Origin of the sequence: Sphingopyxis sp. MC1, from assembly GCF_000371385.1 — a bacterium.
Classification (GTDB): Bacteria; Pseudomonadota; Alphaproteobacteria; order Sphingomonadales; family Sphingomonadaceae; genus Sphingopyxis; species Sphingopyxis terrae.
This window is the reverse complement of sequence record NZ_AOUN01000008.1, coordinates 180041-202510: the sequence shown is the minus strand read 5'-3', so window position 1 is coordinate 202510 and position 22470 is coordinate 180041. Positions and strand designations below refer to the sequence as shown.

20 protein-coding genes are annotated in these 22470 nt (G+C 64.9%); 7 read left to right on the top strand and 13 right to left on the bottom strand.

Annotated features, from left to right (window positions below; all coding sequences use genetic code 11):
• Positions 1 to 3: 3 nt before the first annotated feature.
• Together EBMC1_RS11985 and EBMC1_RS11980 are read left to right on the top strand one after the other, a co-directional pair.
• A complete protein-coding gene (locus tag EBMC1_RS11985; RefSeq protein ID WP_003046897.1) occupies positions 4 to 891 on the top strand; it encodes an MBL fold metallo-hydrolase in 888 nt (295 codons plus the stop codon).
• Between the two features lie 19 nt (positions 892 to 910).
• Positions 911 to 2143, top strand: a complete 1233-nt coding sequence (locus tag EBMC1_RS11980; RefSeq protein WP_003046894.1) for a cytochrome P450 — start codon at positions 911 to 913, stop codon at positions 2141 to 2143.
• Between the two features lie 4 nt (positions 2144 to 2147).
• Here EBMC1_RS11980 and EBMC1_RS11975 read toward each other — a convergent pair whose 3' ends face one another.
• The 4 genes from EBMC1_RS11975 to EBMC1_RS11960 all read right to left on the bottom strand — a co-directional run bounded on the left by EBMC1_RS11975 (position 2148) and on the right by EBMC1_RS11960 (position 8068).
• The gene (locus EBMC1_RS11975; protein ID WP_003046891.1) at positions 2148 to 3122 is read right to left on the bottom strand and encodes an NADPH:quinone oxidoreductase family protein; all 975 of its coding nucleotides are present in this window, start codon (positions 3120 to 3122) and stop codon (positions 2148 to 2150) included.
• A 21-nt stretch (positions 3123 to 3143) separates the two neighbouring features.
• The gene (locus EBMC1_RS11970; RefSeq protein WP_003046890.1) at positions 3144 to 5105 is read right to left on the bottom strand and encodes a flavin-containing monooxygenase; all 1962 of its coding nucleotides are present in this window, start codon (positions 5103 to 5105) and stop codon (positions 3144 to 3146) included.
• A gap of 102 nt (positions 5106 to 5207) precedes the next feature.
• Complete coding sequence (locus EBMC1_RS11965; RefSeq protein WP_003046885.1) at positions 5208 to 6848, bottom strand: AMP-binding protein; 1641 nt, start codon at positions 6846 to 6848, stop codon at positions 5208 to 5210.
• 41 nt (positions 6849 to 6889) lie between these two features.
• A complete protein-coding gene (locus EBMC1_RS11960) occupies positions 6890 to 8068 on the bottom strand; it encodes an iron-containing alcohol dehydrogenase (protein ID WP_040590218.1) in 1179 nt (392 codons plus the stop codon).
• Between the two features lie 94 nt (positions 8069 to 8162).
• Between EBMC1_RS11960 and EBMC1_RS11955 the strand changes: the two genes are divergently transcribed.
• Positions 8163 to 9371 carry a CaiB/BaiF CoA transferase family protein gene (locus EBMC1_RS11955; protein WP_442852384.1) on the top strand — a complete coding sequence of 403 codons (1209 nt, stop codon included), beginning with the start codon at positions 8163 to 8165 and terminating at the stop codon, positions 9369 to 9371.
• A 182-nt stretch (positions 9372 to 9553) separates the two neighbouring features.
• Here the strand turns inward: EBMC1_RS11955 and EBMC1_RS11950 are convergent, their stop codons facing one another.
• The 3 genes from EBMC1_RS11950 to EBMC1_RS11940 all read right to left on the bottom strand — a co-directional run bounded on the left by EBMC1_RS11950 (position 9554) and on the right by EBMC1_RS11940 (position 13147).
• Positions 9554 to 11608 carry an alkaline phosphatase D family protein gene (locus EBMC1_RS11950; RefSeq protein ID WP_003046876.1) on the bottom strand — a complete coding sequence of 685 codons (2055 nt, stop codon included), beginning with the start codon at positions 11606 to 11608 and terminating at the stop codon, positions 9554 to 9556.
• 371 nt (positions 11609 to 11979) lie between these two features.
• Positions 11980 to 12234 (bottom strand): YciI family protein, encoded by a 255-nt coding sequence (locus EBMC1_RS11945; protein WP_003046874.1) that lies wholly within the window; start codon positions 12232 to 12234, stop codon positions 11980 to 11982.
• A 70-nt stretch (positions 12235 to 12304) separates the two neighbouring features.
• Positions 12305 to 13147: a quinone oxidoreductase family protein gene (locus EBMC1_RS11940; RefSeq protein WP_442852385.1), complete on the bottom strand. Its 843-nt coding sequence runs from the start codon at positions 13145 to 13147 to the stop codon at positions 12305 to 12307.
• Between EBMC1_RS11940 and EBMC1_RS18820 the strand changes: the two genes are divergently transcribed.
• Positions 13046 to 13315 (top strand): hypothetical protein, encoded by a 270-nt coding sequence (locus EBMC1_RS18820; RefSeq protein ID WP_231292913.1) that lies wholly within the window; start codon positions 13046 to 13048, stop codon positions 13313 to 13315. The two genes, EBMC1_RS11940 and EBMC1_RS18820, sit on opposite strands and share 102 nt — an antisense overlap.
• A 61-nt stretch (positions 13316 to 13376) precedes the next feature.
• Positions 13377 to 14261, top strand: a complete 885-nt coding sequence (locus EBMC1_RS11935) for a LysR family transcriptional regulator (protein WP_003046869.1) — start codon at positions 13377 to 13379, stop codon at positions 14259 to 14261.
• On the opposite strand, the gene EBMC1_RS11930 is transcribed toward EBMC1_RS11935, so the two are convergent.
• From EBMC1_RS11930 to EBMC1_RS11920, 3 genes are all read right to left on the bottom strand, one after another.
• On the bottom strand, positions 14258 to 15385 hold the full coding sequence (locus EBMC1_RS11930; protein ID WP_196795417.1) for a M23 family metallopeptidase: 1128 nt from the start codon (positions 15383 to 15385) through the stop codon (positions 14258 to 14260). The two genes, EBMC1_RS11935 and EBMC1_RS11930, sit on opposite strands and share 4 nt — an antisense overlap.
• Positions 15386 to 15485: 100 nt before the next feature.
• Positions 15486 to 17156 carry a hypothetical protein gene (locus EBMC1_RS11925; protein WP_196795416.1) on the bottom strand — a complete coding sequence of 557 codons (1671 nt, stop codon included), beginning with the start codon at positions 17154 to 17156 and terminating at the stop codon, positions 15486 to 15488.
• A 138-nt stretch (positions 17157 to 17294) separates the two neighbouring features.
• On the bottom strand, positions 17295 to 17804 hold the full coding sequence (locus EBMC1_RS11920) for a DUF4402 domain-containing protein (protein WP_003046859.1): 510 nt from the start codon (positions 17802 to 17804) through the stop codon (positions 17295 to 17297).
• A 147-nt stretch (positions 17805 to 17951) separates the two neighbouring features.
• Between EBMC1_RS11920 and msrB the strand changes: the two genes are divergently transcribed.
• Both msrB and EBMC1_RS11910 read left to right on the top strand, forming a co-directional pair.
• The gene (gene msrB / locus EBMC1_RS11915) at positions 17952 to 18347 is read left to right on the top strand and encodes a peptide-methionine (R)-S-oxide reductase MsrB (protein ID WP_003046857.1); all 396 of its coding nucleotides are present in this window, start codon (positions 17952 to 17954) and stop codon (positions 18345 to 18347) included.
• 54 nt (positions 18348 to 18401) lie between these two features.
• Complete coding sequence (locus EBMC1_RS11910; RefSeq protein WP_003046854.1) at positions 18402 to 20612, top strand: transglycosylase domain-containing protein; 2211 nt, start codon at positions 18402 to 18404, stop codon at positions 20610 to 20612.
• Between the two features lie 3 nt (positions 20613 to 20615).
• Here the strand turns inward: EBMC1_RS11910 and EBMC1_RS11905 are convergent, their stop codons facing one another.
• From EBMC1_RS11905 to EBMC1_RS11895, 3 genes are read right to left on the bottom strand one after another with little or no spacing between them, the layout of a single operon-like run.
• Positions 20616 to 21338 carry a M48 family metallopeptidase gene (locus tag EBMC1_RS11905; protein ID WP_003046851.1) on the bottom strand — a complete coding sequence of 241 codons (723 nt, stop codon included), beginning with the start codon at positions 21336 to 21338 and terminating at the stop codon, positions 20616 to 20618.
• Complete coding sequence (locus tag EBMC1_RS11900; protein WP_003046846.1) at positions 21338 to 21778, bottom strand: YcgN family cysteine cluster protein; 441 nt, start codon at positions 21776 to 21778, stop codon at positions 21338 to 21340. The genes EBMC1_RS11905 and EBMC1_RS11900 overlap by 1 nt, the downstream gene beginning before the upstream one ends.
• Positions 21775 to 22419 (bottom strand): SCO family protein, encoded by a 645-nt coding sequence (locus EBMC1_RS11895; RefSeq protein WP_003046844.1) that lies wholly within the window; start codon positions 22417 to 22419, stop codon positions 21775 to 21777. Before EBMC1_RS11895 ends, EBMC1_RS11900 begins: the two co-directional genes overlap by 4 nt.
• Between the last annotated feature and the right edge of the window lie 51 nt (positions 22420 to 22470).

Below are 22470 nucleotides of genomic sequence, written 5' to 3'. Positions count from 1 at the left end.
GGCATGGAGGCAGCGTTCAGTATCGGCCGCTACCGTGTCTTCCGTCTCGAGGAGTGGCAGGGCGGCTTCAGTCCGCCCGAGGCACTCTTCGCGGAATATGAGGACGCTGCCTTCGCCGCCCAGGCGGCGGGTTTCGAGCCCGCCTTCTTTCGTAACGGGATGATCTATGGCTATCTGCAAAGCTGGCTCATCGATACCGGAACCGAGCGGATCGTCGTCGATACCGGTGCGGGCAACGCCAAGGATCGTCCCGGCATTCCGATCTTCGGCAATCTCGCGACGCCATTTCTCGCGGAGCTGGAGGCGGCAGGGTTCGCAGCAGGCGATATCGACACGGTCTTCTGCACGCATCTTCACATCGACCATGTCGGGTGGAACACCGAATGGCGCGAGGACAGCTGGCTGCCGACCTTCCCGAACGCACGCTACCATTTCCCGCGTGCGGACGAAGCGGCCTGGAATCCCGAAAAGCCACTTTATGCGACCCTCGCCGGTGCCGGAGTCAACGCCAATGTCTTCGAGGACAGCGTCCTGCCGATCATCAATGCAGGCCTCGCTGAACTGATCGACGATGGCGCCGAGATCGCCCCCGGGATGCGCGCCTGGACCTTTCCGGGGCACACGCCCGGTCACATGGTCCTCGAAGTCGAGGATCAGGGTCAGGTTGCACTCTTCACCGGCGACATATTGCATCACCCGATGCAGGTGCTGCGCCCCGATTGGAACAGTGTCTATTGCGAGGACAGGGCGCAGGCGGCTGCGAGCCGGCGGCATCTGCTCGAGCGCGCGAGCGCCAGGGGAGCGCGCATCGTCCCCGCGCATTTCGGGGCCCCTCATTCGTTGTTCGTGGAGCGCGCCGATGACGGGACATACCGGCCGCGTTTTGCATAGCATTGATCGAGGCACTGCGATGACCGAGCTTCCCCTGCCGCCCTTTTCGCCCGGCGATGCGTCGCTCAAGGCCGATCCTTACGAAACCTTTGCCCGGCTTCGCGAGCAGGATCCGATCCACCGGTCCGCGCATGGCTATTGGGTGGTCAGCCGCTACGACGATATACGCTCGGTCCTGATGAACCGCGAGGCGTTCGGGCAGGGCGATTTTGTCGAGAATATTCGCCTTTTCTATGGCCCGGATTTCGATGTGATGGGACAGCGAGGCTATAAATGGCTGTCCGAGGTGTTTCTGATGCAAGACCCGCCGCATCATACTCGCGTGCGCGGACTGGTGACGGGGGCCCTGACCGCACGGCGCGTTCGCGCCATGGAGCCGCGTATTCGTGAGATCACCGATCGCTTGATCAACGATTTCGCCGCCGACCGTGAAGGCGATCTGATCGCGCGCTTCGCTTATGAACTTCCGGTCCGCGTCATGTGCGACATGCTCGGCATCGATCCCGAAGATGCCCGTCTCAAAACGGTAATCGATGCCATTGCGCAAAGCTTCATCGTCTTTGAAGCGCGCGCGCTGACCGACGCGGAACTGGCAACCGCGAATAGCCAGATCGCCGTGTTGCAGCAATTTTTCGAGACGCTGTTCGACGAACGAAAGGCGGCGCCCCGGGACGATCTCGCCACCGCGCTGGTCCAGGCCGGAGGCGCCGAGGATGCGCTTTCGCACGATGAACTGGTCACCGTCGCCATCGGCTTATTCGGGGCTGGCTTTGAGACGACCGCCCACATGATCGGCAACGGCCTGCTCTGCTTCAGCCGCTTTCCCGATCAGTGGCGGCGTCTTGTCGGCGAACCGGAAACCCTTGCTGCAGGCGTGGTCGATGAAGCGCTGCGCTACGAAAGCTCGCTCATTGCAACCTATCGCACCGCGCTGCGAGCAACCGAAGTCCGCGGACAACCGATCGCGCAGGGCGAGAAGGTTCTCACCCTCATTGGTGCCGGAAACCGTGATCCGCGGCTGTTCGACGATCCCGACCGCTTCGATATCGGTCGCGGCAATGCGGCTCGGCACCTCAGCTTTGGCGGCGGCATTCATTTTTGCGTCGGCGCCGAATTGGCCCGGCTCGAAGGCCGGATCGCCTTCGAAAGGCTGGCGACGCGCTTGCCGGGGCTGACCGTCGATGTCGACGCACCGGCATGGCGCGAGGGATTTCTGTTCCGCGGCATGAGCGCGCTTCGCGCGCAGTGGTGACGCGTCAGGGCGTGACGATGATCTTTCCGATCCGTGTATCCGAGGCGAGAGCGCGTAGCGCCGCAGGGGCGTAGGACAGCGCGAAGCTCTGATCGATGACAGGCCGGATCCGGCCGCGCTCGGCAAGGCGGAAGATGATGGCAAGAATCGTCCGCACCCGCGCCGGATCGCTTTCGCCAAGATAACGCGCATCCACGCCCGCCAACTCCCCCGACTTGAGCAAAGGCAGATTGGCAGGAAGCCGCGGGATTTCGTCACCCGACGCGAAGCCGACGACCAGGTGCCGACCATGTTTGGCGAGCGAGCGGAAACAGGGCTCGAACAGCGCGCCGCCGACCGGATCGAACACGCGGTCGATCCCGCCAGAATAGCGGGTCTTGAGGTCGGCGCGCCATTCGGGATTGCGATAGTCGAGCACCAACTCGGCGCCGAGGCCCGCCACATGGCGTATCTTGGCGTCTCCCGAGGCCAGGGCGGCGACGCGGCCGCCGCTGGCATAGGCGAGCTGGACCGCCGCCGATCCCACCCCGCCCGATGCTCCGGTAACGAGCAGCGACTGGCCTGCTTCATAATGGCCGCGATCGAACAGCCCGTAATAGGCCGTCAGGAAGTCGAGGATCAACGCCGAAGCGCCTGCAGCATCAAGGGCATCGGGCACTGCCACGCTGCTTTCGGCGCTGACGATCGCCTGTTCGGCGAGCCCGCCGCCGAATTGCCAGCTCGCGATGCGCTGGCCTTCCGTAAAGCCCTCGACACCATCCCCCACCGCCTCGATGCGCCCGACAATCTCGCCTCCCGGAATGAAGGGCAAAGGCGGCTGCACCTGGTAAAGGCCGCGCATCACGAGTGCATCGACGAAACCGAGCGCGGTCGCTTCGACATGGACGCGCATTTGACCGGGACCCGGCGGGACGCTGGCCCGCTCCTCGATCGTGAAATCCTCGATCGCGCCGAGGCGGCGGCCTTGAAAGACTTTCATCGGTTTCGGCCTCGTCGCCGCCTAACCGGCTTCGGCGCGGGCATTGAGTCCCTCGCTGTCCTGCCGCCCGAAAGCCAGGTCGTCCGCATTGGGCGAGCGTGTCATGCGCCAGAAGGCATCGTTACGCCACGGCGTGATTGCAATCACGCGGCCCTTCGCGTTTCGGTACCAATTCTCGGTCCCAGGATGCGTCCACACAAGCTTCTCATGCGCTTCGTCGATCTGCCGCCGATAGTCCTGGTAAACCTCATCCTTCACCTCGACCGTGTCGGCCCCGCGGGCGGCGCTTGCAAGAACGACTTCGCCCGCAAAATGCATCTGGTTTTCGATGTTGCGGATCATGCTGCCGCCATGGCCCGAACCGACATTGGGACCGAGCAGAATGAACAGATTGGGAAAGCCCGGCACCAGTGTCCCGAGATAGGCAGCGGCGTCATCTTCGCCCCAGATGTCGCGCAGCAACGCGCCGTTCCGTCCGATCACCTCATAGGAGCCGAGAACGCGGGTGGTCTGGAATCCGGTCGCAAGAATGATGACGTCGGCTTCGACCTCGATCCCCGATGACGAGATCAATCGATTGCCTTCCACCCGCGCCAGATGTTCGGGGATCAGCCGGACATTGGGTTTGAGGAGCGTGCGATACCAGCCGTTGTCGAGCAGCATCCGCTTCGCGAAGGGCGGATAGTCGGGAAGCACATCCGCTATCAGGTCGGGCCGTTCGGCCAGCTGCTCTTCGACGTAGCGGGTGAAGTGGCGGCGGTGACCATCGTTGATCGCATTGACCGCGCGTTCGGGGTGCGGCCAGTCGGGATCGCGTCGAAGCGTGCCATGGACGCGGTCATTGAACGTCCACGACAGGCGCTGTTCGAGCCAGGCCCGATAGAGCGGCACGGCCTGCATCAGATAGCGCACGCCGTCGGGAACCGATTTGCGGAACTGCGGAAACGGCGCCGCCCATTGTTTCGACCGCGCAAAAAGGGTGAGCGAACGCACCTCGTCGGCAATCGCCGGAGCAACCTGCATGCCCGATGCGCCATTGCCGATCACCGCTACCCGCTTGCCCGAAAGATCGGCGCCTTGCGGCCAGCGGCTGGTGTGGATCACTTCGCCCTCAAAGCCGTCGAGACCTTCGATGCTCGGATATTGGGGGATGTTGAGAATGCCCACCGCGCTGAAGAGGTAGTCCGCGCGATGCGCGGCCGTGCTGCCATCGGGCTTCGAGACCACGACCTCCCACTGCTGCGCGTCGTCGATCCACCGCGCCGACTCGACCTTCGAATTGAACTGTGCGTGCGCCGCCAGCCCATATTCGCGCGCGGTTTCGAGAAGATAATTCTCGATCTCGTCGCGCAGCGGGAAATATTTTGACCAGTCGTTCGGCCGACATGAGAATGTATAGGTCAGCGAAGGCGTATCGACCCCGCATCCCGGGTAGCGATTCTCGAACCAGGTGCCGCCGAAATCCTCGTTCTTCTCGAACAGCACATAATCGATGCCCAGTCGCTGAAGCTCGATCCCGGCGCAAATGCCAGAGATTCCGCCTCCGATCACGATCGCCGACTTGGTCTTGAGCAGGGGCGGTATCGCACGCGGCATCCGCGCGTACAGCATCCCGGCGGCGACGATATCGCCATATTCCTCGGGGACATCCTCGGTCATTGCCACGCTCAGCATCCTAGCGAGATGCGCATTGTCGGGCCGCGGCAGGGCGAGCGGCGTGCCCGTCAGCCAGGCCTTGATTGCCAGCCGTGCGGCTTGGCGCACCTCGCGCTGGATGTCCTCGGGCAGCTGGCCGCTGTCGTTGTCATCGAGGCCCGGTGCGCGCGCCGGCCGATAGGGATCTTCGAGCCACTTTTCCTCGCCGGTCATCTGGTGAAGCAGCATCAGCAGGGCAGGGATGTTCGCCTGCTCCACCCCCGATTCCAAAAGCGGCCAGTCGATCCGGTCCGCAGCGATCGGGCGGTCGGTTATCGGTTGGGTCATCTGACAAATATCCTGAAAGAGGCGGAAAAAGGGCGCGTGGGTCGGTCGCGAGGCCGGTGAAGTGAGGGCGGTGCTCCGCTCGCGATGCGGAGGCCGGAAGGATCATGGCGAGAAGGATTCGCGGCGAACCCGCAGGCCAGCCGCCTCGCGATCCCAAGTGTCGTGCGTGACCCCCTCGCGCCGCAGATCGGTCTTCAACACCTTTGCCGACGGCGTCTTGGGCAGTTCGTCCAACACGCGAAAATAGCGCGGGACCATGAAATAGGGCATGGCTTCGATCAGGAATTGCGCGAGCGCGCGGCAGTCAATCGACCGGCCGGGCACCGGTGCGACAATGACCATCACCTCATCCTCGGAATATTCGCTCGGCACGGCGATAGCAGCCGCCTCGCGAACGTCGGGGTGGCGGCAGACTTCGGCCTCGACTTCGAAGGACGAGATATTCTCGCCTCGGCGCCGGATCGCGTCTTTGACCCGGTCGACAAAATAATAATAGCCATCCTCGTCACGGCGAAAGGCGTCGCCGGTGTGAAACCAGCCGTTGCGCCACGCCGCCGCGGTCGCCTCGGGGTTCGCATTATAGCCGCTGTTCATCGCCCAGGGCCGGTCGGTGCGGACGAGCATCTCGCCGATTTCCCCGATGGCGACCTCGCAATCATCGCCGTCGACGAGGCGGACCTCGACCCCCGGGCGCACCCGCCCGCAGGTGCCGACCTTCACCGGATTGGCTTCCGACACGATCGGCGAGGAAATCTCGGTCATGTTGAAGATCGTGTAGATATCGATGCCGAACCTCTGGGTGAAGGCGGGCGCATCGCCGGTCAACGGCACCATGAAGGCCTTCTTGACCCCGTGGTCGCGGTCCTGCGCGGCCGGAGGCGCCTTGAGCAGGAATGTGGCCATGACGCCGAGCAGAAAGACGACGGTGGCGCCGGTTCGCTTTGCGACTGCCCAGAATTCGTCGGTCGAAAAATTGTCGATCAGCGCGACCGAAGCGCCGCGCGCGAGCATGACGAACGGCGGCCCCATCCCGCCGATGTGAAAGATCGGCGCGACACACATATAGCGGTCGTCCTCGCCCACCATCGGCCAGCTTTCGGGTCCGGCATTCGAGAACATGTGAAGATAGGACGACAGTACGCCCTTCGAGGGACCCGTCGTGCCCGACGTGTAGATGATCGACTGGATGTCCCAGGGTTCGATCGGTCGTTCGAGCGGCAACCCGTCCGAGGGGTCGCCCCCCACATCGTCGTAACGCACCACCGGAAGAGGCGCTTGCGCCGCGGTGCCGGCTGTCGTGACGACAAGGCGTTCGAGACCGCCAAGATCGACTTCGGCGAGGCGCGGAACAAGATCGGGGTGAACCAGCAGAAGCCGCGCCGACGCGTTGGCAAGCACATGCTCGAGCAAGCCGCCCCGATAAGCGGTGTTGAAAGGCACGAAGACGGCGCCGAGGTAGTTGATCGCATAAAAGGCCAAAAGCGCGTCGGGTCCATTTGGCAGCCACACCGCCACATGATCGCCCTGCTTGACGCCGAGCGCGCGCAGGCCGGCGGCCTTGGCGCGAACGCGGGCGTGGATGTCAGCAAAGCTCCATTCGGACCCGTCCGGAAAGACGATATGCGCCTTGTCGGGCCGCTCGGCCGCCCAGCGGTCGAGCAGGTAGCGCAGCACGCATTCGTCGCGATTGGGAATGCGCGGATCCTGAAAGTCTCTCGCTCGCGCGGCGTCCGGCATAGTCATCCCCCTGTCTTCCTTGGCTATCGTCCCGGCTCCGGCCATCGTCAGGCGGCGCGCCGAAGAATTTCGAGGATGTCGGCGGCCGAGGTGACCGGCCGGGGATTGGTGCGGCCCCAGATGTCGAGAAGCGTATATTCGGCGACCTGCTGGAAGCGGCTTTCGTCTACTCCCACCTCGCTCAGCCTCCGCGGCATTCCCAGCCCCGCGATGAAGGCATCGAGCGCTGCCGAAGCGCTCGCATGCTCGCCCCCGAGCACCGCGAGCGTGCGCCCCTGACGGCTTGCATCATGCTCGGCGTTCCACGCCAGGACATAAGGCGACATCACGCAGGAGGTATATCCGTGCGGGACATCGCAGGTGCCGCCCAGAATATGGCCAATTGCGTGGCTTGCGCCCATTGGAACGCCGCCGATGATGCTGATCATCGACTGCCATGCGCCGATCTGGCATTTCAGGCGGCCTTCGAGATCGCCCGGATCCGCCTTCACGCGCGGCAGTCCCTCGACAAGCAGTCGCAGGGCGCTTTCGGCAAGACCGTCGGCAAAGTCGTTCGACTGGTAGGAGGACAAGGTCTCGACCGCATGGTCTACCGAACGGACGCCGGTCGAGAGCCAGAGCCATTCGGGCGTGTGGCGCGTGATGGCGGGATCGAGAACGACCATGATGGGCGCCATGTTGCGGTGCTCATAGCCCTGCTTGTGCTGGGTGACCTCGTCGGTGGCGCCCGACAGCGCGTTGAACTCTCCGCCGGAAAGCGTGGTCGGCACGCAGATGACCGGAATATCGGGACCGATCGTGATCGGGTTGATCACCTCGCCTGCATCGGTGACAAAGGTGCGCAGCGGTTCGAACGCCTCGACGCTTCGCACGTCATGCTTGATCAGCAGGGCGACAATCTTTGCACTGTCGGTGACCGAACCCCCGCCGACCGAGACGATCAGGTCGGCACCCGCGGCGCGTGCGGCATCGGCGGCCTTGAGGACATCGCTGCGCGGCGCGTGCGGAGCGACCCCGCTGAAGGTTGCGGCATGACGGTCGCCAAGCGCCGCCTCGATCAAGCCGATTTCGCCGGTTTGTTCGCGCAGCGTCGCCGATGCCAGCAGAAAAACCTTGTTGCACCCCATCTTGGCGGCCTGGTCGGCAATCGCCTCAGCCGTGGGGACGCCCATGGTAACCCGCTCGGTCCGGGTGAAGCGCAATTCGCTCGGGGTGATCTTAGACATGATCTCGCTCTCCTCTGATCGTCCGGTCTGCGCCGGTCTGGTGAATCAGATAGTGACAGGAGAAGCGTATACTGGCTAGTATATTTTTCAACTGATGGGAATATGGGCGGCGAGCCCGCCAGGGGAGACGGATGACAAGCCTATGATAGAAAAAGAAAATGGCTCTGCGCCGCCGGCTTCCGGTATTCGGATTCTGGAATTTTCCGGGCTTGGCCCGACGCCTTTTGGCGCCATGCTGCTCGCCGATCTGGGCGCCGACATCCTGCGCATTGAACGCTTCGGCGCCGGGCGCCCGCTTGGCGGCGATCCGCAGTTCGACTTTCTTTATCGCAACCGCCCCTCGGTGGCGGTCGACCTGAAATCGCCCGACGGACACAATCTCGTTCGCGATCTGGCGATGAAGGCAGACGTTCTTATCGAAGGGTATCGACCGGGCGCGATGGAACGGCTCGGACTCGGTCCCGAAATACTCTGCGAAGCCAATCCGCGTCTGATTTATGCGCGCATGAGCGGGTGGGGGCAGGCCGGCCCTTTGGCGTCGCGCGCAGGACATGACATCAACTATCTCGCGCTCGCCGGCGCCCTCTATCCTATCGGGCCGAGTGACGCGCCGCCGACGCCGCCGCTCAATCTGGTCGGTAACTTTGGCGGCGGCGGCACATTCCTCGCCATGGGGGTGCTCGCTGCGCTGGTCGAGCGGCAGCGCTCGGGCAAGGGCCAGATTCTCGACGTGGCGATGGTCGACGGTATTTCGGTCCTGCTGACCCAGATGGCGGGCTGGATGCAGATGGGCCTTTGGAAGCGGGAGCGCACCGGCAATCTTCTCGACGGAAGCGCCTATTTCTATCGCTGCTATGAAGCCGCCGATGGCCGGCACATGGCTGTAGGCGCGCTCGAGCGCGAGTTCCATGATGCGTTTCTGGCGGGGCTTGGTCTCGACCCCGGGGATTTTCCCGACTATCTCAACCCCGACATCTGGCCCGACCGCGCGCGCCGGATCGAGCCGATATTCCGCTCGCGTTCGCAGCGCGAATGGTGCGCAATTTTCGATCGGCTCGATGCCTGCGTCTCGCCAGTGCTGACCTTTGACGAGGCAGCCGATCATCCCGCGAATCGCGCGCGTGAAGCGCATGTTCATTCGGGCCGCTCATTGCAACCGGCACCCGCGCCGCGATTTTCGCGGTCCATCCTCCGGTCACCGGGCCCCGTGGTTTCGAGGCCCGATTTGCCCGACAGCCTGATCGACTGGGCTGTCAGCGAAAATGAAATCCGATCGCTGCAGCAAAAGTCCATCATAGAATAGCTGCGCGGATTTCAGCGGCCGCCGGAAACTTGATCTGCGCCGAGCTCCTTCTGCCGACAGGCATTCAGCGCTCAGATGAGCATTGTTGCGATCCAAATGGTCTCGGTGTCCTCCGATGACCGCTTTTGGTGGATGCGCGCAATTCGTCCGGGCTCGTTGCAGCCGATTATCCGAAGAGAGCTTCAGATCGAGAGCTTCGCGTCCCCCTCGACAATGCGCTGTTCGAGCCTGGGCCGGGCCCTTGGCTGCCACATTTGGGCGTGGTGCGAGACGCGGTAGCGAAGCGGACCGCCATCGGGGGTTGTCGCCCGCGCGATCGGGCGGACGATGCAAACGAACTCGGTTTCGATGGTGTCGGGCCCTGCGCTGACAACAGCATAGCCGTGACCGGCCATGTCGACGAATTCGAGATGGGGCGCAACGTCGGGATTGGTCAGCGCCCGGGCGGCTTCGATGTCGCCGCTCGCGGCATATTCGAGCGCCGAGCGCACCCCGCGCTTTATTGTGAGGTTGATCGTGTGTTCGGGCGGAGCGCCTTCGACCTTTCGAACATAGAGCGGGCGCAAGGCCGATTCCTTGAAGAACTCGGCAGCTTCGCCAAGACCGGGAGCGGATATCGAACCGGTGATGAAGCTGAGCCCGACCGGCGCGAATTCCGCAGGCGGCAGGGCAGGCGCTGCATAACCCGCCCAGAAGCTGTGGCGGTCGCCGGAAACGGTAACGAAGCCCGGGATCTTCTCGTCGCGAACGAGATCGTAGATTTCGGCACGTTCGGCGAAGGCTCCGCTCATATCGCCGCCGCCAAAGGTGCCATAATCCCTGCCCGGCCATCGGTCTTTCACCAGCCCCGCCGGAAGATTCTGTGGATCGGTGCGCATGTCGAGCGTGCCGTTGGTCGCGCCCCAGATCTTCCAGGTCGCAGTCGACTGGGTCAGCCGCGCCTTGAGCCACGCCTTTTGTTCCCGGCCGAGCACAGTATGGGCGGGTTCGTCCTTGCGATAATTGGGAATGCTCTTGTCGCCGATCGCAATGATCGCAGGCGGCTTGCCGCCCGCATAATCCCGCCCGCCGTCGACGATTTCCAGCCACTCTTGCGGGATCACCGGATAGTCGCCGGAGTCGAGCGCCGCCGCCTCGGGCCGATCGGTGGGGTCCGCCGCCTTGTAACTGTGCAGGTCGGTCAGGATCAGATCGACATGCTTGCCGTACCGCAGCGCGCGGTAGGCTGTCATGCTGCCGACCGCGATGCGGTTGTTGGTTTCGGTGCCGAAGCCATCGTCGTCGAAGGTGTCGATCGCCGCCTTTTCGACGACCGGCGGGCTGAACTGCTCCAGCGCGGTGCCCGATGCCTTGCGGACGCGCGAGGGGATATATTCCCACCACGCCTGGTTGGCCGCGACGCGCAGCGGCTGCGCGGGCTCGACCGTGGCGCCATATTTGATGAAGCTCTGCCAGCCCTGCCAGGAGAATTCGTGATTGTCGCCCATGCACACGAACGGAAGATAGGCCCGCGCATCCTGGATATCGGGATCGTCGATATGCGCGCGATAGACGTGGCGGTAGCCGGCGAGATTGGTCGGCACATAGAAATTGCCGACCTTGCGCGCGTCGGGAATGTGGCCGAGGTCGTAGACGGTGCGTGCATAGCGGTGCGGCGTTTCTTCGGGATATTCGACCACTTCGTAGATGAAATCGCCCAGATGGAGCACGAAGCCGAGCTTGCGGTCGGCTGCCGCGCGCTCATCCTCCCAGATCATGCGGGCGTAGGCATTCTGTGCGCCTTCATTGACGCTGTTGCAGGACACGAACGCAAAGCGAACGGGTCGCTCGTCGCTGGCGCGGGGGGCCGTGATCGTCCGCCCGATCCGGCTGCCCGCGCCGCTGTCATCGGCGAAACGGTACCAATAGACCGTCGCCGGCGCGAGTCCCCCGACCAGCGCCCGGCACGTCCAGTCGGCGGCCGCCAGCACCGGCGTGCGCGCCGCCGCGACGACGCGGCGGAAGTCCGGATCCAGCGCCACCTCGACGGTCAGTTCATGACGGTCGCCCGCGTCGAACGGCCGCCGGGTCCACAAGACGACGCTATGATCGTCCGGGTCGCCCGACGCCACACCCTGCGGATAGAGGCGGCGATCCTCCCGCCAGGCCATTCGCGAAGGCGCCGCAGCCAGTCGCGACGCCCATATGCCGCTCATCCCGATCGCAGCCGCGCCCGCCATGAATTGCCGCCGGTCCATCGCTTGTTCCCCTCCCGACCCGTGCCGATCACGTCGTGATGCAACCTCTAGCCGGGTTGGCCGGACCCGAAAGATTTAGGTCACGAGCGCCCCTGACTTTTCGACCAAGGTTGGAATGCGAGTGTCGCGTGGCTGGCAGAAGGGCAGACGGCGGCGTCCGGATGCGTATCTAAGGGGCCTAGGAGAACCCGGGTCGGGAGTTTATCCCGCGCGCGCAGCCTGGCTTTCACGATGACGGTCGCGCAATCGAAATGGGAAGAGCGGAGATCCGGGTTGGCGGCCGCGGCCCCCATGCCGAACGGATCGCTCTTGCTGACTTTCACCGAAAAGAGACCATCCTCCAGGCACGATCGGAAGACGGCTGCAATGACTCAATCCGCGTTCCATTCGAGGACATCAAGCTGGGAACAGCCTTGCGTGTGCAACGGATCTTTGAAGGCAAACTGCTTCGCCTCGTCGAGGCTGGCGGCAATCAATATATAGGCGCCGCCGGATTGGTCGGTGAAGGGGCCGGCGCATTCGAGCCGCCCTGCATCGCGCAGGCGGTCGAGATAGGCATAGTGCTCCCCAAGCACTTCTCCACGAAATTCCGGCGTTCGCCGTGAAAGGACGAGGTACTTCATCATCAGGTTCCTTTTCTTTCGGCGATGGCGGACGAAATCCAGTCTTTCATTGCTCAAATCTTTCTGCTCAGGGTCAGAACGTCAGCAAGACGGAACCGGTGGTTCGTCCGGCCTCGAGGGCAGAATGCGCCTTGGCCACGTCGGCCAGGTCAAATTGCGCTCCGATCTCCACGTGCAGTCCGGTTTCCAGTTCTTCGAACAATTCGGCCGCGGCTTTCCGATAGGAATCAAGGTCGGCCATATAAGCAAGGACGCTAGGCCGAGCCAAGGCGAGCGACCGCCGCGGGCCCAGTTCGGATATATCGATTGCCGGGAGCGACCCCGAGGCTTGGCCCGCACTGACCACCAGGCCAAAAGGTCGGACGCAATCGAGGGTTCGCAGCAAGACGTCGCCCCCGATACCGTCGAAGGCGACATCGACGCCCCGGCCGCCGGTGATATCCCGAACCTCGCGGACAAAATCGCCCTCTTTGTAAAGCACCGCATGGTCGATGCCGAAGCTCTTCGCCAGCGCCGCCTTTTCGGGCGAGCCGACGGTCCCGATGACGCTTGCTCCGAGTTTGCGCGCCCACTGGCTCAATATCAGACCAAGGCCGCCCGCGGCGGCATGAATGAGGATGATATCTCCGGGCGAGATGCGTGCGACGCGCGTCAGCAGCATGTGCGCCGTGATACCGCGCAACATGGAAGCCGCGGCGACCGTATCCGAGATATGTGACGGGAGCGGCACCGCCCGGTTTGCCGCCAGCAGGCGCGTTTCGGCATAGCCGCCCATCGGCAGACCCGCCCAAGCGACCCGGTCGCCCGGACGAAGATGGGTGACGCCATCGCCCAGCGCTTCGACCACTCCGGCCCCTTCGACACCAAGGACGGCGGGCAGGTGGGCTACGGGGTAGAGACCGGTCCGGTGATAGATATCGACATAATTTACCCCCGCCGCGGCTTGACGGAGGCGGATCTCGCCGGGACCAGGATCGCCGACATGCTGGTCATCGACGCGCAGAACAGCCGCATCCCCCACGGTGTGCATTTTCACCACTCGTGCCATCTTCTCGCTCCTTCGCTCTGGAAGCGGGCTGCTTAGGACATGAGTACGCGCACAGTAATTCCTTTAGTATGCCCAGTTATTGTGCAAAAATGCACAGATGCAGTGGGATGATCTGAAATATTTTCTGGCGCTTTTCCGGTCGGGGACGCTCTCGGCCGCGGCCCGCACTCTGGGAGCCGAACACAGCACGGTCGCGCGCCGTATTGCGTCGCTCGAAGAAAGGCTTGGCATGCGTCTGTTCGAACGGTCCGGTCGCGGATTCAGCCTCACGCCCGAAGGCGAGGCGATCGCGGATATTGCGGCGCGCGTCGAAGAGGAAACGCTCAACATCGCGCGCGTGGCGCAAGGCCGGCAGTCCGATCTGGCAGGCGTGGTGCGGATCAGCGCGCCGCCCACATTCGCCAGCCGATTTATCGCGCCCCGCCTGACGGCGCTTCGGCGCCGATATCCCGGGATCGAGCTCGAACTTGCCGGCGATAGCCGCGCCATCAGCTTGTCGCGCCGGGATGCCGATATCGCCATCCGCCTCAGTCGGCCGACGGCGGGTTCGATCGTGACGCGGCGTGTCGGAACGATGGCTTTCGGTCTTTATGGCCAGCGGGACTATCTTGCGAAAACCGCAGCCTGCGACCGCGATTTTCTCGGCTATGACGATAGCCTCGATCATGTGCTCCAACAGCAATGGCTGCGACGGCTGGAGCCGGACTTGCGCCTGGCATTTCGCAGCAACGACTTGGCCACGCTGCACGAAGCGGCGGCTGCCGGGATAGGCTTGGCGGTTCTGCCGCGTTTTCTCGGCGATCCCGACGAGCGGCTCGCGCTGGTGGCCAAACCCTCACCGCCACCGAGCCGCGAGCTTTGGCTGCTTGTTCATTCCGATCTTCGTCGGTCTCCGCGTATCCGTGCGGTCCTCGATCATCTTGTGGACATTGTCCTTGCCGGGCGCGCGCTACTCGATCCCGAGGGGGCAGCGAGCGATTAAAAAGCGATGACGGCCAGATCCGTGGGCAGTTCCCTATGCCGCGTAGCGACGCCGGATGTTGCGGGTCCGGTCCATCCGCCGGGGTTGTCGAGAATATCGAGCGACGGCGCATAGCCTTCCAGTCGGAAGCTGCGAAACGCGAAGGGCAAACCGTCTGCACCCAAGGGCGAGGCTGCATCGGCGACATGGATATGAAGGTGCGGAGCATCGGATTGCCCCGAGTTGCCGAGCGCCGCGAGCACCTCGCCCATGCGCACCCGCTCGCCTTCCTTCACTCTTATGCTGCCGGGCTTGAGATGTCCGTAAAGGACGCGCTTTCCGCCCGGCAGCCGAAGGACGATATGATTACCGGCAATCGTATCGAGGCCTATCTTGATGGAAGGCGGGGCCAGGCGTGGGTTGTCGGGCAAGCCATCAAGGATGCGCTCGACGACCGCATCGGCGACGGCGAGAACCGGTTCGCCATATCCGGCCCAACTTTCGTTCTTCGACGGATCGCCCGTAAAGGCACGGCCATGCGCATCGATCTTCACGAAGTCGATTGCATAGCGCTGCGCGATCCGGGCTTGGCCATCCACGACCGCGATCGTTCGGCGGTGGTCGGAATCGTTCGACAGCGCATTGGCCGCGAGCCAGTGGCCCGGCCCAAGGGGCGCGTTCACCACGAGCGGAGCCTCGCTGCTCACCGTCAGTGGCGGGGCTTCCAGAATAGTGCGCGATGGGTCGGGCGGCCCGCTTGATGCCGATGCCACATGGATATGGTGACCGAGACGCAACCCGGCCCCTGTCCCCTTGGGAACCGCCGTGTCGAAATAGACAACGACAAAGCCGCCAGGCCCGATCTGAAGACGATCGGCGCCCTCCTTCTGCTGTCCGGGCGTCGCAATCATTGTCGCCAAATCCTTCGCCGCAAATGCGCCGAGTGGACGGCCGCCGTTGCTGTCGAGGACGTCGATTTCCGTCAGGACGATCGTGCGCCCCGAATAGTTGGTCAATCGCATCTCGTAGAGAAGATGGTCGCGGCCGGACGCCTCGACCGGCGCGGGCGGTTTGCCGAACTCAACATCAAGGGGGACCACCGAGGGCGCCCGCTCTTGACGGGCGGCGGCAATCTCACCGCCCAACAAGGAAAGCGCTATGGTGCAGCATAGCAGCGACAAGGCGAACTTCACCCGAGCCATAGTTCCGATACTCCCACCACTTTGCTGCCAAACCGACATCTGCTCAACGCCGCGTAAATGCCGGAAGATCGCCGATCTGCCGATGGAATCGGGCGATTTCGCTGGCCTCACCGGGCGTAAGCTTCGCCCTCGTCACGGCATCGTCGATGCTCGAAAAACGCGCGCTGTCGCGCGCCTGGATCAGCCGCGATGCGAGATCGCGATTGCCTGCGAGGAGATAGGCCAGGCTGGTAGCGTCGGCCGTATTGAGGTCGACCACCAAGGGTTCGGCCATTTTCTCGTCCCACGGCGCCGCGGGAATATGGACGTCGGGGTTCGTCATCCAGAGTTCCGGAGCGAGGTGCGCATCAAGCGCGAGCTTGCCCGCCGCGACTTGATCGGTGGCTGCGGCGAAGGCCTGGCGATAGAGCGGTAAATTGCGAAGAAAGTCGGCAAGCCTTCCATGCGCACCCGAACAGGAAAGCCGGGCGGTGGCGTCGCGCAAGTCCGCGCTCGCCGTCGCGCCGCCGGTGGCCTCGAGAAAGATGCGCGTGACCTGCTTTTCATCCTCGGGATAGAGCCGGGCCCAGTCACGAACCAGATCGATCAGCGGCGCGCGGCCACGCCAGTCCGCTCGCCGAGCGAGAATCGTGAACAGCTTTTCGTAGCGAGCGAGCAAAGCCTCGCGCGTCATGCTTTCCGCGAGGAGCCGGTAGAAGATGGTCGCGGCGACGCCTTCGGACGCCATCTGCGCCTCGCCCGTTCTGACGCTGCAGGGGTCTAAAGAATAATCGGTTTGCGCGAGGCGCCATCCCTCGATCCCCGAAGCTTGCGGGTCCGATCGGGCCGATCCGAAGAGAAAGCCGCCTTGCGGGATCGCCGTCTCGCGCAGCCAGGTCTCGCGGCGGCTGAGCCAATAGTCGGCGGGCGATGGTGCCATGAACCGCGTGCGGGAGCGAAACCCCTCCGATGCCGTCAATGCCAGCGCCAGGGGCTGGAAATGTTCACCGAAACCCTCGTCGAAAGCGGTCGTCGGATCAGTGACGACAAGCACCGAATGGCCATTTCGCGACAGCGTCGGCGGGATCGGGCCAAGGAGCCGGCGCAAAAGCACATGGCCGAATTCATGCGCGAGCACCTCTTCGAACTGGCCGTCGGCGATACTGGCTTCATCGACCGTGAGATCGATGAAATAGTCGCGGCAAAGTGCGCGGCGCCCCTTGCCGTCCTCGATGAACAGATCTTTGCGGGCGAAGCCGCCGTCTTCGTCGGAAAGATAGACGATGATGCCGCCGCCGATCGAGGGGCAGTCGAACGTCTGCCGGCTTCTGGCCCGCGCCATCCGATCGAGATCGGGAAGCAGGGCAGCGACCCCGCTCGCCGTCGCTGCGAGTAGCCTGCGTTTAAACGGGCCTTCGGCGATGGGCACACCAACCGGCAGCTCCCGGCCATCGGACAGCCGCTCGGTGATGGCCTGGCCCGCCGCATCCCGTGCCGGGACGAGAAAGGTCACTCCACCGTCGAGCGCGTGCGCCGGCGCTGCAACGTAGAGTCCGAGAAAGGTCAGCGTTGAAAGAATATATTTGAACATCGCGGTTTTCGACTCGCAGGCCGTCCGAATGGCCATGCTGTATTGCTTGATTAACACAGGTGCAAGGCTTGGAATCGCGTTCGTGGCGCCAATTCGCGGTCGCTCGCGAGGCGGGAATTGATGATCTGGGCGTCGATGGCCCATCCCGAATCTCGGCCCTCGGACCAGTGGACGAGGCTGGAGAAGCAGCGCCGCCACGCCCGGCGTTGAAAGAACGTCCGCGCCGAGCAGCCGTTTTGCGGCGTTGGCGTTGCGGCTTTTCTCGCCTGAACGCGCGCCAGTTTACGGATATTCGACCGTCACCGGAATGCGGCCGCGATAGTCGCCGTCGGTGGCGCCGGCGACCTGCAGCCGTCCGCCGAAGCGGAAGACGAGGCGGCCGTCGGGGCCGAGGCGCGGCGCGGCGCCCAGGTCGGTGGCCAGCCCGGTCACCCGCGCGCTTGCGCCGCTGCCGCTCTCCAGATCGACCGACGGGGGCAGGGTGACGCGCACTTCGGCGCCGGGCTCGCCGCTGACGGTGACGACGCCGGTAACCGCAAAGCCGCCGAGGTCGCGCACGTCGCCGCGCAGGCGGCGCGCGCCGGTGAGCGGATCGATCTCGACCTCGCCGCCGCTCGCGCCGACCGCGAGGCGGCCCATGTCGAGCTGGGTGTCGACCTCGACGCGCAGCGGCATGCTCGCCTTGCGCGCCGCAATCGCGGCGTCTTTGCCGTCCTGACGGCACAATTGGCACTGGGCGGCCAAGGGGGCCGGCGGCGCGCCGACCAGCAGGAGGATAAGGAGGAGACGCATTATCACCCCTTCGCCATAGCGCGATCGTGGTTAATCGGCGGTAAAGCCGCCCACGCTACCCCTTGCGGGGGCGCGGCATCGCGCCGATATTCAGGCCATCATGCGGCGCCTTTCCCCACCCCGTGCGCCGCCGAGGAGTAGCCCATCATGACCGACAAGCAACTCGACCCGATGGCCCATCATGTGCTGCGCGAAGGCGGCACCGAGCGCGCCTTCACGGGCAAATACACCGATTTCAAGGGCGACGGCCTCTATCGCTGCGCCGGCTGCGGCACGCCGCTATTCGACAGCCGCACCAAATATGACAGCGGTTCGGGGTGGCCGAGCTACACCGCGCCCGCCAGCGACGCATCGGTCAGCGAACATCGCGACATGAGCCATGGCATGATCCGTACCGAAGTGCGCTGCGCCAAGTGCGAGGGGCATCTGGGCCATGTCTTTCCCGACGGCCCCGGGCCGACGGGGCTGCGCTATTGCATCAACAGCGCGGCGCTTGACTTCGCCGACCGCGGGCAGGATGAGGCGGGGACCGGCGAAGGCTGATCCCCGCCGGGCCGGCTGCCGCATCGCCGCGCAGCGAAAGAAGGAATCTGGATTTTGCGCCGCGAGCGACAATCGTCATCCGCCCCCAAATCATCATCGTCAGGCAAAGGCTCGGGCAAGGGCCCCGGCTCCGGGGGGCCGTCGGGCCTGCGCCTCTGGCTCCGCCGTCTGTTCCGCTGGGGCCTCGCGCTTGCGCTGGTCGGGGTCGTCGCGGTCGCGGTCGCGGTCGGCATTGCGGCGCAGCGCATCCCGAGCTTCGAGGAACTGAAGAAGTCGCCGGCCGGCCAGACGATCCGCGTCCACGCCGCCGACGGCACCGTCTTCCTGTCGCTCGGCCCCAATTACGGGCGCTGGCTGACGCTGCGCGAAACACCGCAAGTGATGCAGGATGCGATGGTCGCGGTCGAAGACCGGCGCTTTCGCTATCATCCCGGCGTCGATCCGGTCGGGATGACGCGCGCCGCGGTCTTCGCGGTCGAACATTATGGCACCGGGCGCCGGATGCAGGGCGCATCGACGATCACCCAGCAGCTGGCGCGCAATATCTTCCTGTCGAACAGCTACACTTGGTCGCGCAAGCTGCGCGAAATGATCCTGTCGCTCGCGCTCGAATGGAAATTCTCGAAGGACGAGATCCTCGAACTCTATCTGAACAAAGTCTATTTCGGCGGCGGCAGCTACGGCATCGACGCCGCGTCGCGGCGCTTTTTCGGGCATAGCGCGACCCAGATGTCGCTGTCCGAAGCGGCGGTGGTCGCGGGGCTGGTCAAGGCGCCGTCGCGCTATTCGCCGACCGCCGATGCCCAGGCCGCGCTCGGCCGGTCGGGGGTCGTCCTCGAAACCATGGTCGATGCGGGCTTCATCACCCAGGCGCAGGCCGACGGCGCCAAGCCCGCCGATGTCCAGTTGGCACAGGAAACCGGCCAGAACAGCGCGCGCTATTTCACCGACTGGGCGCTGCCCCAGCTCGACATGCTGATCGACGAAGGCACCGAGGCGCTCGACGTCTACACGACGCTCGACCTCGGCATGCAGCGCGCCGCGACCGCGGCGATCCAGGCCGACACGCCGAAGGGGGTGCAGGGCGCGCTCGTCTCGCTCGATCGCGACGGCGCCGTGCGCGCGATGGTCGGCGGCACCGATTATGTCGCCTCCAACTACAACCGCGCGACGCAGGCGATGCGCCAGCCGGGGTCGGCATGGAAATTGTTCGTCTATATGGCGGCGCTCGAAGCCGGCTATAAGGTCGACGATCAGGTGGTCGACGAACCGGTGACGATCAACGGCTGGAGCCCGAAAAACTCGTCGGGCCGCTTCGCCGGGCCGATGAGCCTGCGCACCGCCTTCGCCTATTCGGTCAACACGATCGCGGCAAAGCTGGGCAATGAAATCGGCTTTTCCTCGGTCGCCAACATGGCGCGCCGCTTCGGCATCACGACCCCGATCAACACCCACCCGTCGATGGTGCTAGGCAGCGCCGAAGTGCGGGTGATCGACATGACCGCCGCCTTCGCCGCGGTGTCGCGCAAGGGGGTGTCGGTGCAGCCCTATGGCATCACCAAGGTAACGACCGCCGACGGGCGCCTCCTTTATCAGAAGCCGGCCGAGCGCGGGCAGGTGCTCGTCGACAATTGGGTTGCCGCGGGCATTACCGACCTATTGCAGACCGCAGTCGCGACGGGGACAGGGCGCGCCGCGCAGATCGGCCGACCGGTGGCAGGCAAGACCGGCACGACGTCGAGCAACAAGGACGGCTGGTTTCTCGGCTTTTCGAGCGGCCTGACCACCGGCGTCTGGATGGGCCGCGACGATGCCAAGGCGGTCGGGGGGCTGCAGGGCGGCCGCGCGCCGGCCAATGCCTTCGCCGACTATATGCGCATCGCTGTCGCACGGCGCCCCGTCGAGCCCTTCGATACCGAGGTCAAGCTGCCCGAATGGCAGCTTGAGGGCGATGACGAGGCCTATTTCGGCGCACCTGAAGAAAATGGCGGCATGGTCGATGAAAATGGCATGCCGATCGAACTGCCCGCTGCGCCCGACACCGCCCAGGGCGACGTCCCGCCGCCGCCCGTCGATGGCCCTGTGCTCAACCAGCAATGGATCGAGGAGCAGACGGGGCGCCGGCCGCCCGCCGACAATGGCGCCGCCGCGCCAAAGGCGGTCCCGCAGCAGCTGCGTCCCCCCGCACCAGCACCGCCCAAGGCGCCGCCACCGGTGCTGAAGGCGCCGCCCGCGCGTACGCCGGCCAATGGCGAGGGCAATTAAGGATCAGGTGAAACGGTAGCGGTGCAGCCCGCGGCCTTCGCGGCGCAGCCACGCGCGCGCCGCGCCGACGTCGCCATCGTGCAGATCGTCGACCAGCGCGTGAAAGGCGGCGCTATGGTCCATATGCCGCAGATGCGCGACCTCGTGCGCGACGGTGGCGCGGCGGACATGGTCGGGCGCCATGACGAGCCGCCAGCTGTAGCGCAGGTCGCCGTCGTGGGTGCAGCTGCCCCAGCGGCTGCGCGGATCGCCGACCCCGACGCGGCCGACGGTCAGTCCTGCGCGCGCGGCAATTTCCCGGCTCTCGCGGGTCATGATGTCGAGCGCCGCGGCCTTCAGCCAGCGCTCGATGCGGCGCCCGACGGTTTCGGCGGGGCCGCCAACGCTCAGCCGGTCGCCCTCGGCGCGAACCGCGCGCGGAGCGGTCGCCGTCCATTCGATCCGGCGCTCCATGCCGAACAGTGGGAGCGCCGTGCCGGGGCCGACCTGGACCGGCGCAGCGGTCTTGCCGACCTGTTCGGCGAGCCAGTCCTGTTGCTCGCTCGCCCATTTGATCGCGCGCGCGGCGCTTGCCCGGCGCGGCAGGGTGAGCCGCAACTCGCCGCGCGCGCCATCGAAGACCAGGCGATAGCGCCGCGATTGCGCATGCGGGACCAGCCGCACCGGCCACGGCGTATCGCCGACCCAGATATGCGGCCGCTCGTCGCTGGCCCGTTCGCGGCGCATCAGACGACGCGCTCGACGAGATGGTTTTCGAGCGGCCCGGCGCGATCCTCGCTCACCGTCCAGCCGACGATCGACTCGCCCGCCCGGTGCACCGCGTCCGGATCGCCGCAGACCAGATAATGCCATGCGGGCAGCGGCTCGCCCTCGGCGCGCAGGCGGTAGGCACAGGTTTGCGGCAGCCATTCGATGTCGGCGACGCTGCGCTTGGTCAGCGTCAGGCAATCGGGGACATGGCGGCGGCGATGCTTGTAATCGCCGCAGCGCGCTGTTTTCAAGTCGAGCAGGCGGCACGCGACATTGGTCGGATAGATGCGCCCGCTGTCTTCATCCTCCAGCTTGTGGAGGCAGCATTTGCCGCAACCGTCGCACAGCGCCTCCCACTCGCCCGCGTCGAGCGAGGCGAGCGGCGCTTCCCAGAAGCGGCGCCCCGCCCCGGTCACTTCACCCACTTGCCAAGGTCGGCGGCGACCTTGTCGGGCGCGCCTTCATCGACGTCGGTCGACGGGTCATCGAGCGGCAGGAGCGCGAGCGGCTTGCCGGCCGGGTCCATCAGGAAGGCGAGCTGCGTATGCGCCATCAGATAGCGGTCGGGCGCCGATCCCTCCACCTTGTGGAAGGACACGACATATTCCTTCGCGACCGCCGCGATCTGTTCGGGGGTGCCGGTCAGCCCGATCAGGCGCGGGTGGTACCGGCTGACGAAGGCCTTGAGCACGGCGGGCGTGTCGCGCGCCGGGTCGACGGTGATGAACATCGGCTGCACCTTGGCGCCGCGCGCCGGATCGGCCTTCTCGAACGCCGCCAGCCCGCGCATCAGCTTTTGCACATCGACCGGGCAGATATCGGGGCAATAGCTGTAGCCGAAATAGACGATGCGGTAACGACCCGCGAAATCACTGTCGCGTACCGGCTTGCCATCCTGATCGATCAGGCTGAACGGCCCGCCGATCTTCGCGCCGGCGAGCGGCGGGGTCGCGTCCTGCGTCGCCGACGGAGCGTTGCACCCAGCGAGCGCCGCGCCAAAAATCAGAAGCAGGCTTGCGCGACCGGCGTTTCGGACCATATTCGGGATGTTCATCATGCGGCCAGCCTTGATGGGCTAGGCCACGAAAATCAACCTTTCTCGTCGCGC

Excerpts from the sequence above, each read along its gene's own strand:
- EBMC1_RS11985 (WP_003046897.1), top strand. The coding sequence starts at position 4 with ATGGAGGCAGCGTTCAGTATCGGCCGCTACCGTGTCTTCCGTCTCGAG.
- EBMC1_RS11920 (WP_003046859.1), bottom strand. The coding sequence starts at position 17,804 with ATGCGTCTCCTCCTTATCCTCCTGCTGGTCGGCGCGCCGCCGGCCCCC.
- EBMC1_RS11965 (WP_003046885.1), bottom strand. The coding sequence starts at position 6,848 with ATGACTATGCCGGACGCCGCGCGAGCGAGAGACTTTCAGGATCCGCGC.
- EBMC1_RS11895 (WP_003046844.1), bottom strand. The coding sequence starts at position 22,419 with ATGATGAACATCCCGAATATGGTCCGAAACGCCGGTCGCGCAAGCCTG.
- EBMC1_RS11960 (WP_040590218.1), bottom strand. The coding sequence starts at position 8,068 with ATGTCTAAGATCACCCCGAGCGAATTGCGCTTCACCCGGACCGAGCGG.
- EBMC1_RS11970 (WP_003046890.1), bottom strand. The coding sequence starts at position 5,105 with ATGACCCAACCGATAACCGACCGCCCGATCGCTGCGGACCGGATCGAC.
- EBMC1_RS11925 (WP_196795416.1), bottom strand. The coding sequence starts at position 17,156 with ATGGGCCATCGACGCCCAGATCATCAATTCCCGCCTCGCGAGCGACCG.
- EBMC1_RS11945 (WP_003046874.1), bottom strand. The coding sequence starts at position 12,234 with ATGATGAAGTACCTCGTCCTTTCACGGCGAACGCCGGAATTTCGTGGA.
- EBMC1_RS11935 (WP_003046869.1), top strand. The coding sequence starts at position 13,377 with ATGCAGTGGGATGATCTGAAATATTTTCTGGCGCTTTTCCGGTCGGGG.
- EBMC1_RS18820 (WP_231292913.1), top strand. The coding sequence starts at position 13,046 with ATGGGTGACGCCATCGCCCAGCGCTTCGACCACTCCGGCCCCTTCGAC.
- EBMC1_RS11905 (WP_003046851.1), bottom strand. The coding sequence starts at position 21,338 with ATGCGCCGCGAACGGGCCAGCGACGAGCGGCCGCATATCTGGGTCGGC.
- EBMC1_RS11955 (WP_442852384.1), top strand. The coding sequence starts at position 8,163 with ATGGGAATATGGGCGGCGAGCCCGCCAGGGGAGACGGATGACAAGCCT.
- EBMC1_RS11975 (WP_003046891.1), bottom strand. The coding sequence starts at position 3,122 with ATGAAAGTCTTTCAAGGCCGCCGCCTCGGCGCGATCGAGGATTTCACG.
- EBMC1_RS11980 (WP_003046894.1), top strand. The coding sequence starts at position 911 with ATGACCGAGCTTCCCCTGCCGCCCTTTTCGCCCGGCGATGCGTCGCTC.
- msrB (WP_003046857.1), top strand. The coding sequence starts at position 17,952 with ATGACCGACAAGCAACTCGACCCGATGGCCCATCATGTGCTGCGCGAA.
- EBMC1_RS11950 (WP_003046876.1), bottom strand. The coding sequence starts at position 11,608 with ATGGACCGGCGGCAATTCATGGCGGGCGCGGCTGCGATCGGGATGAGC.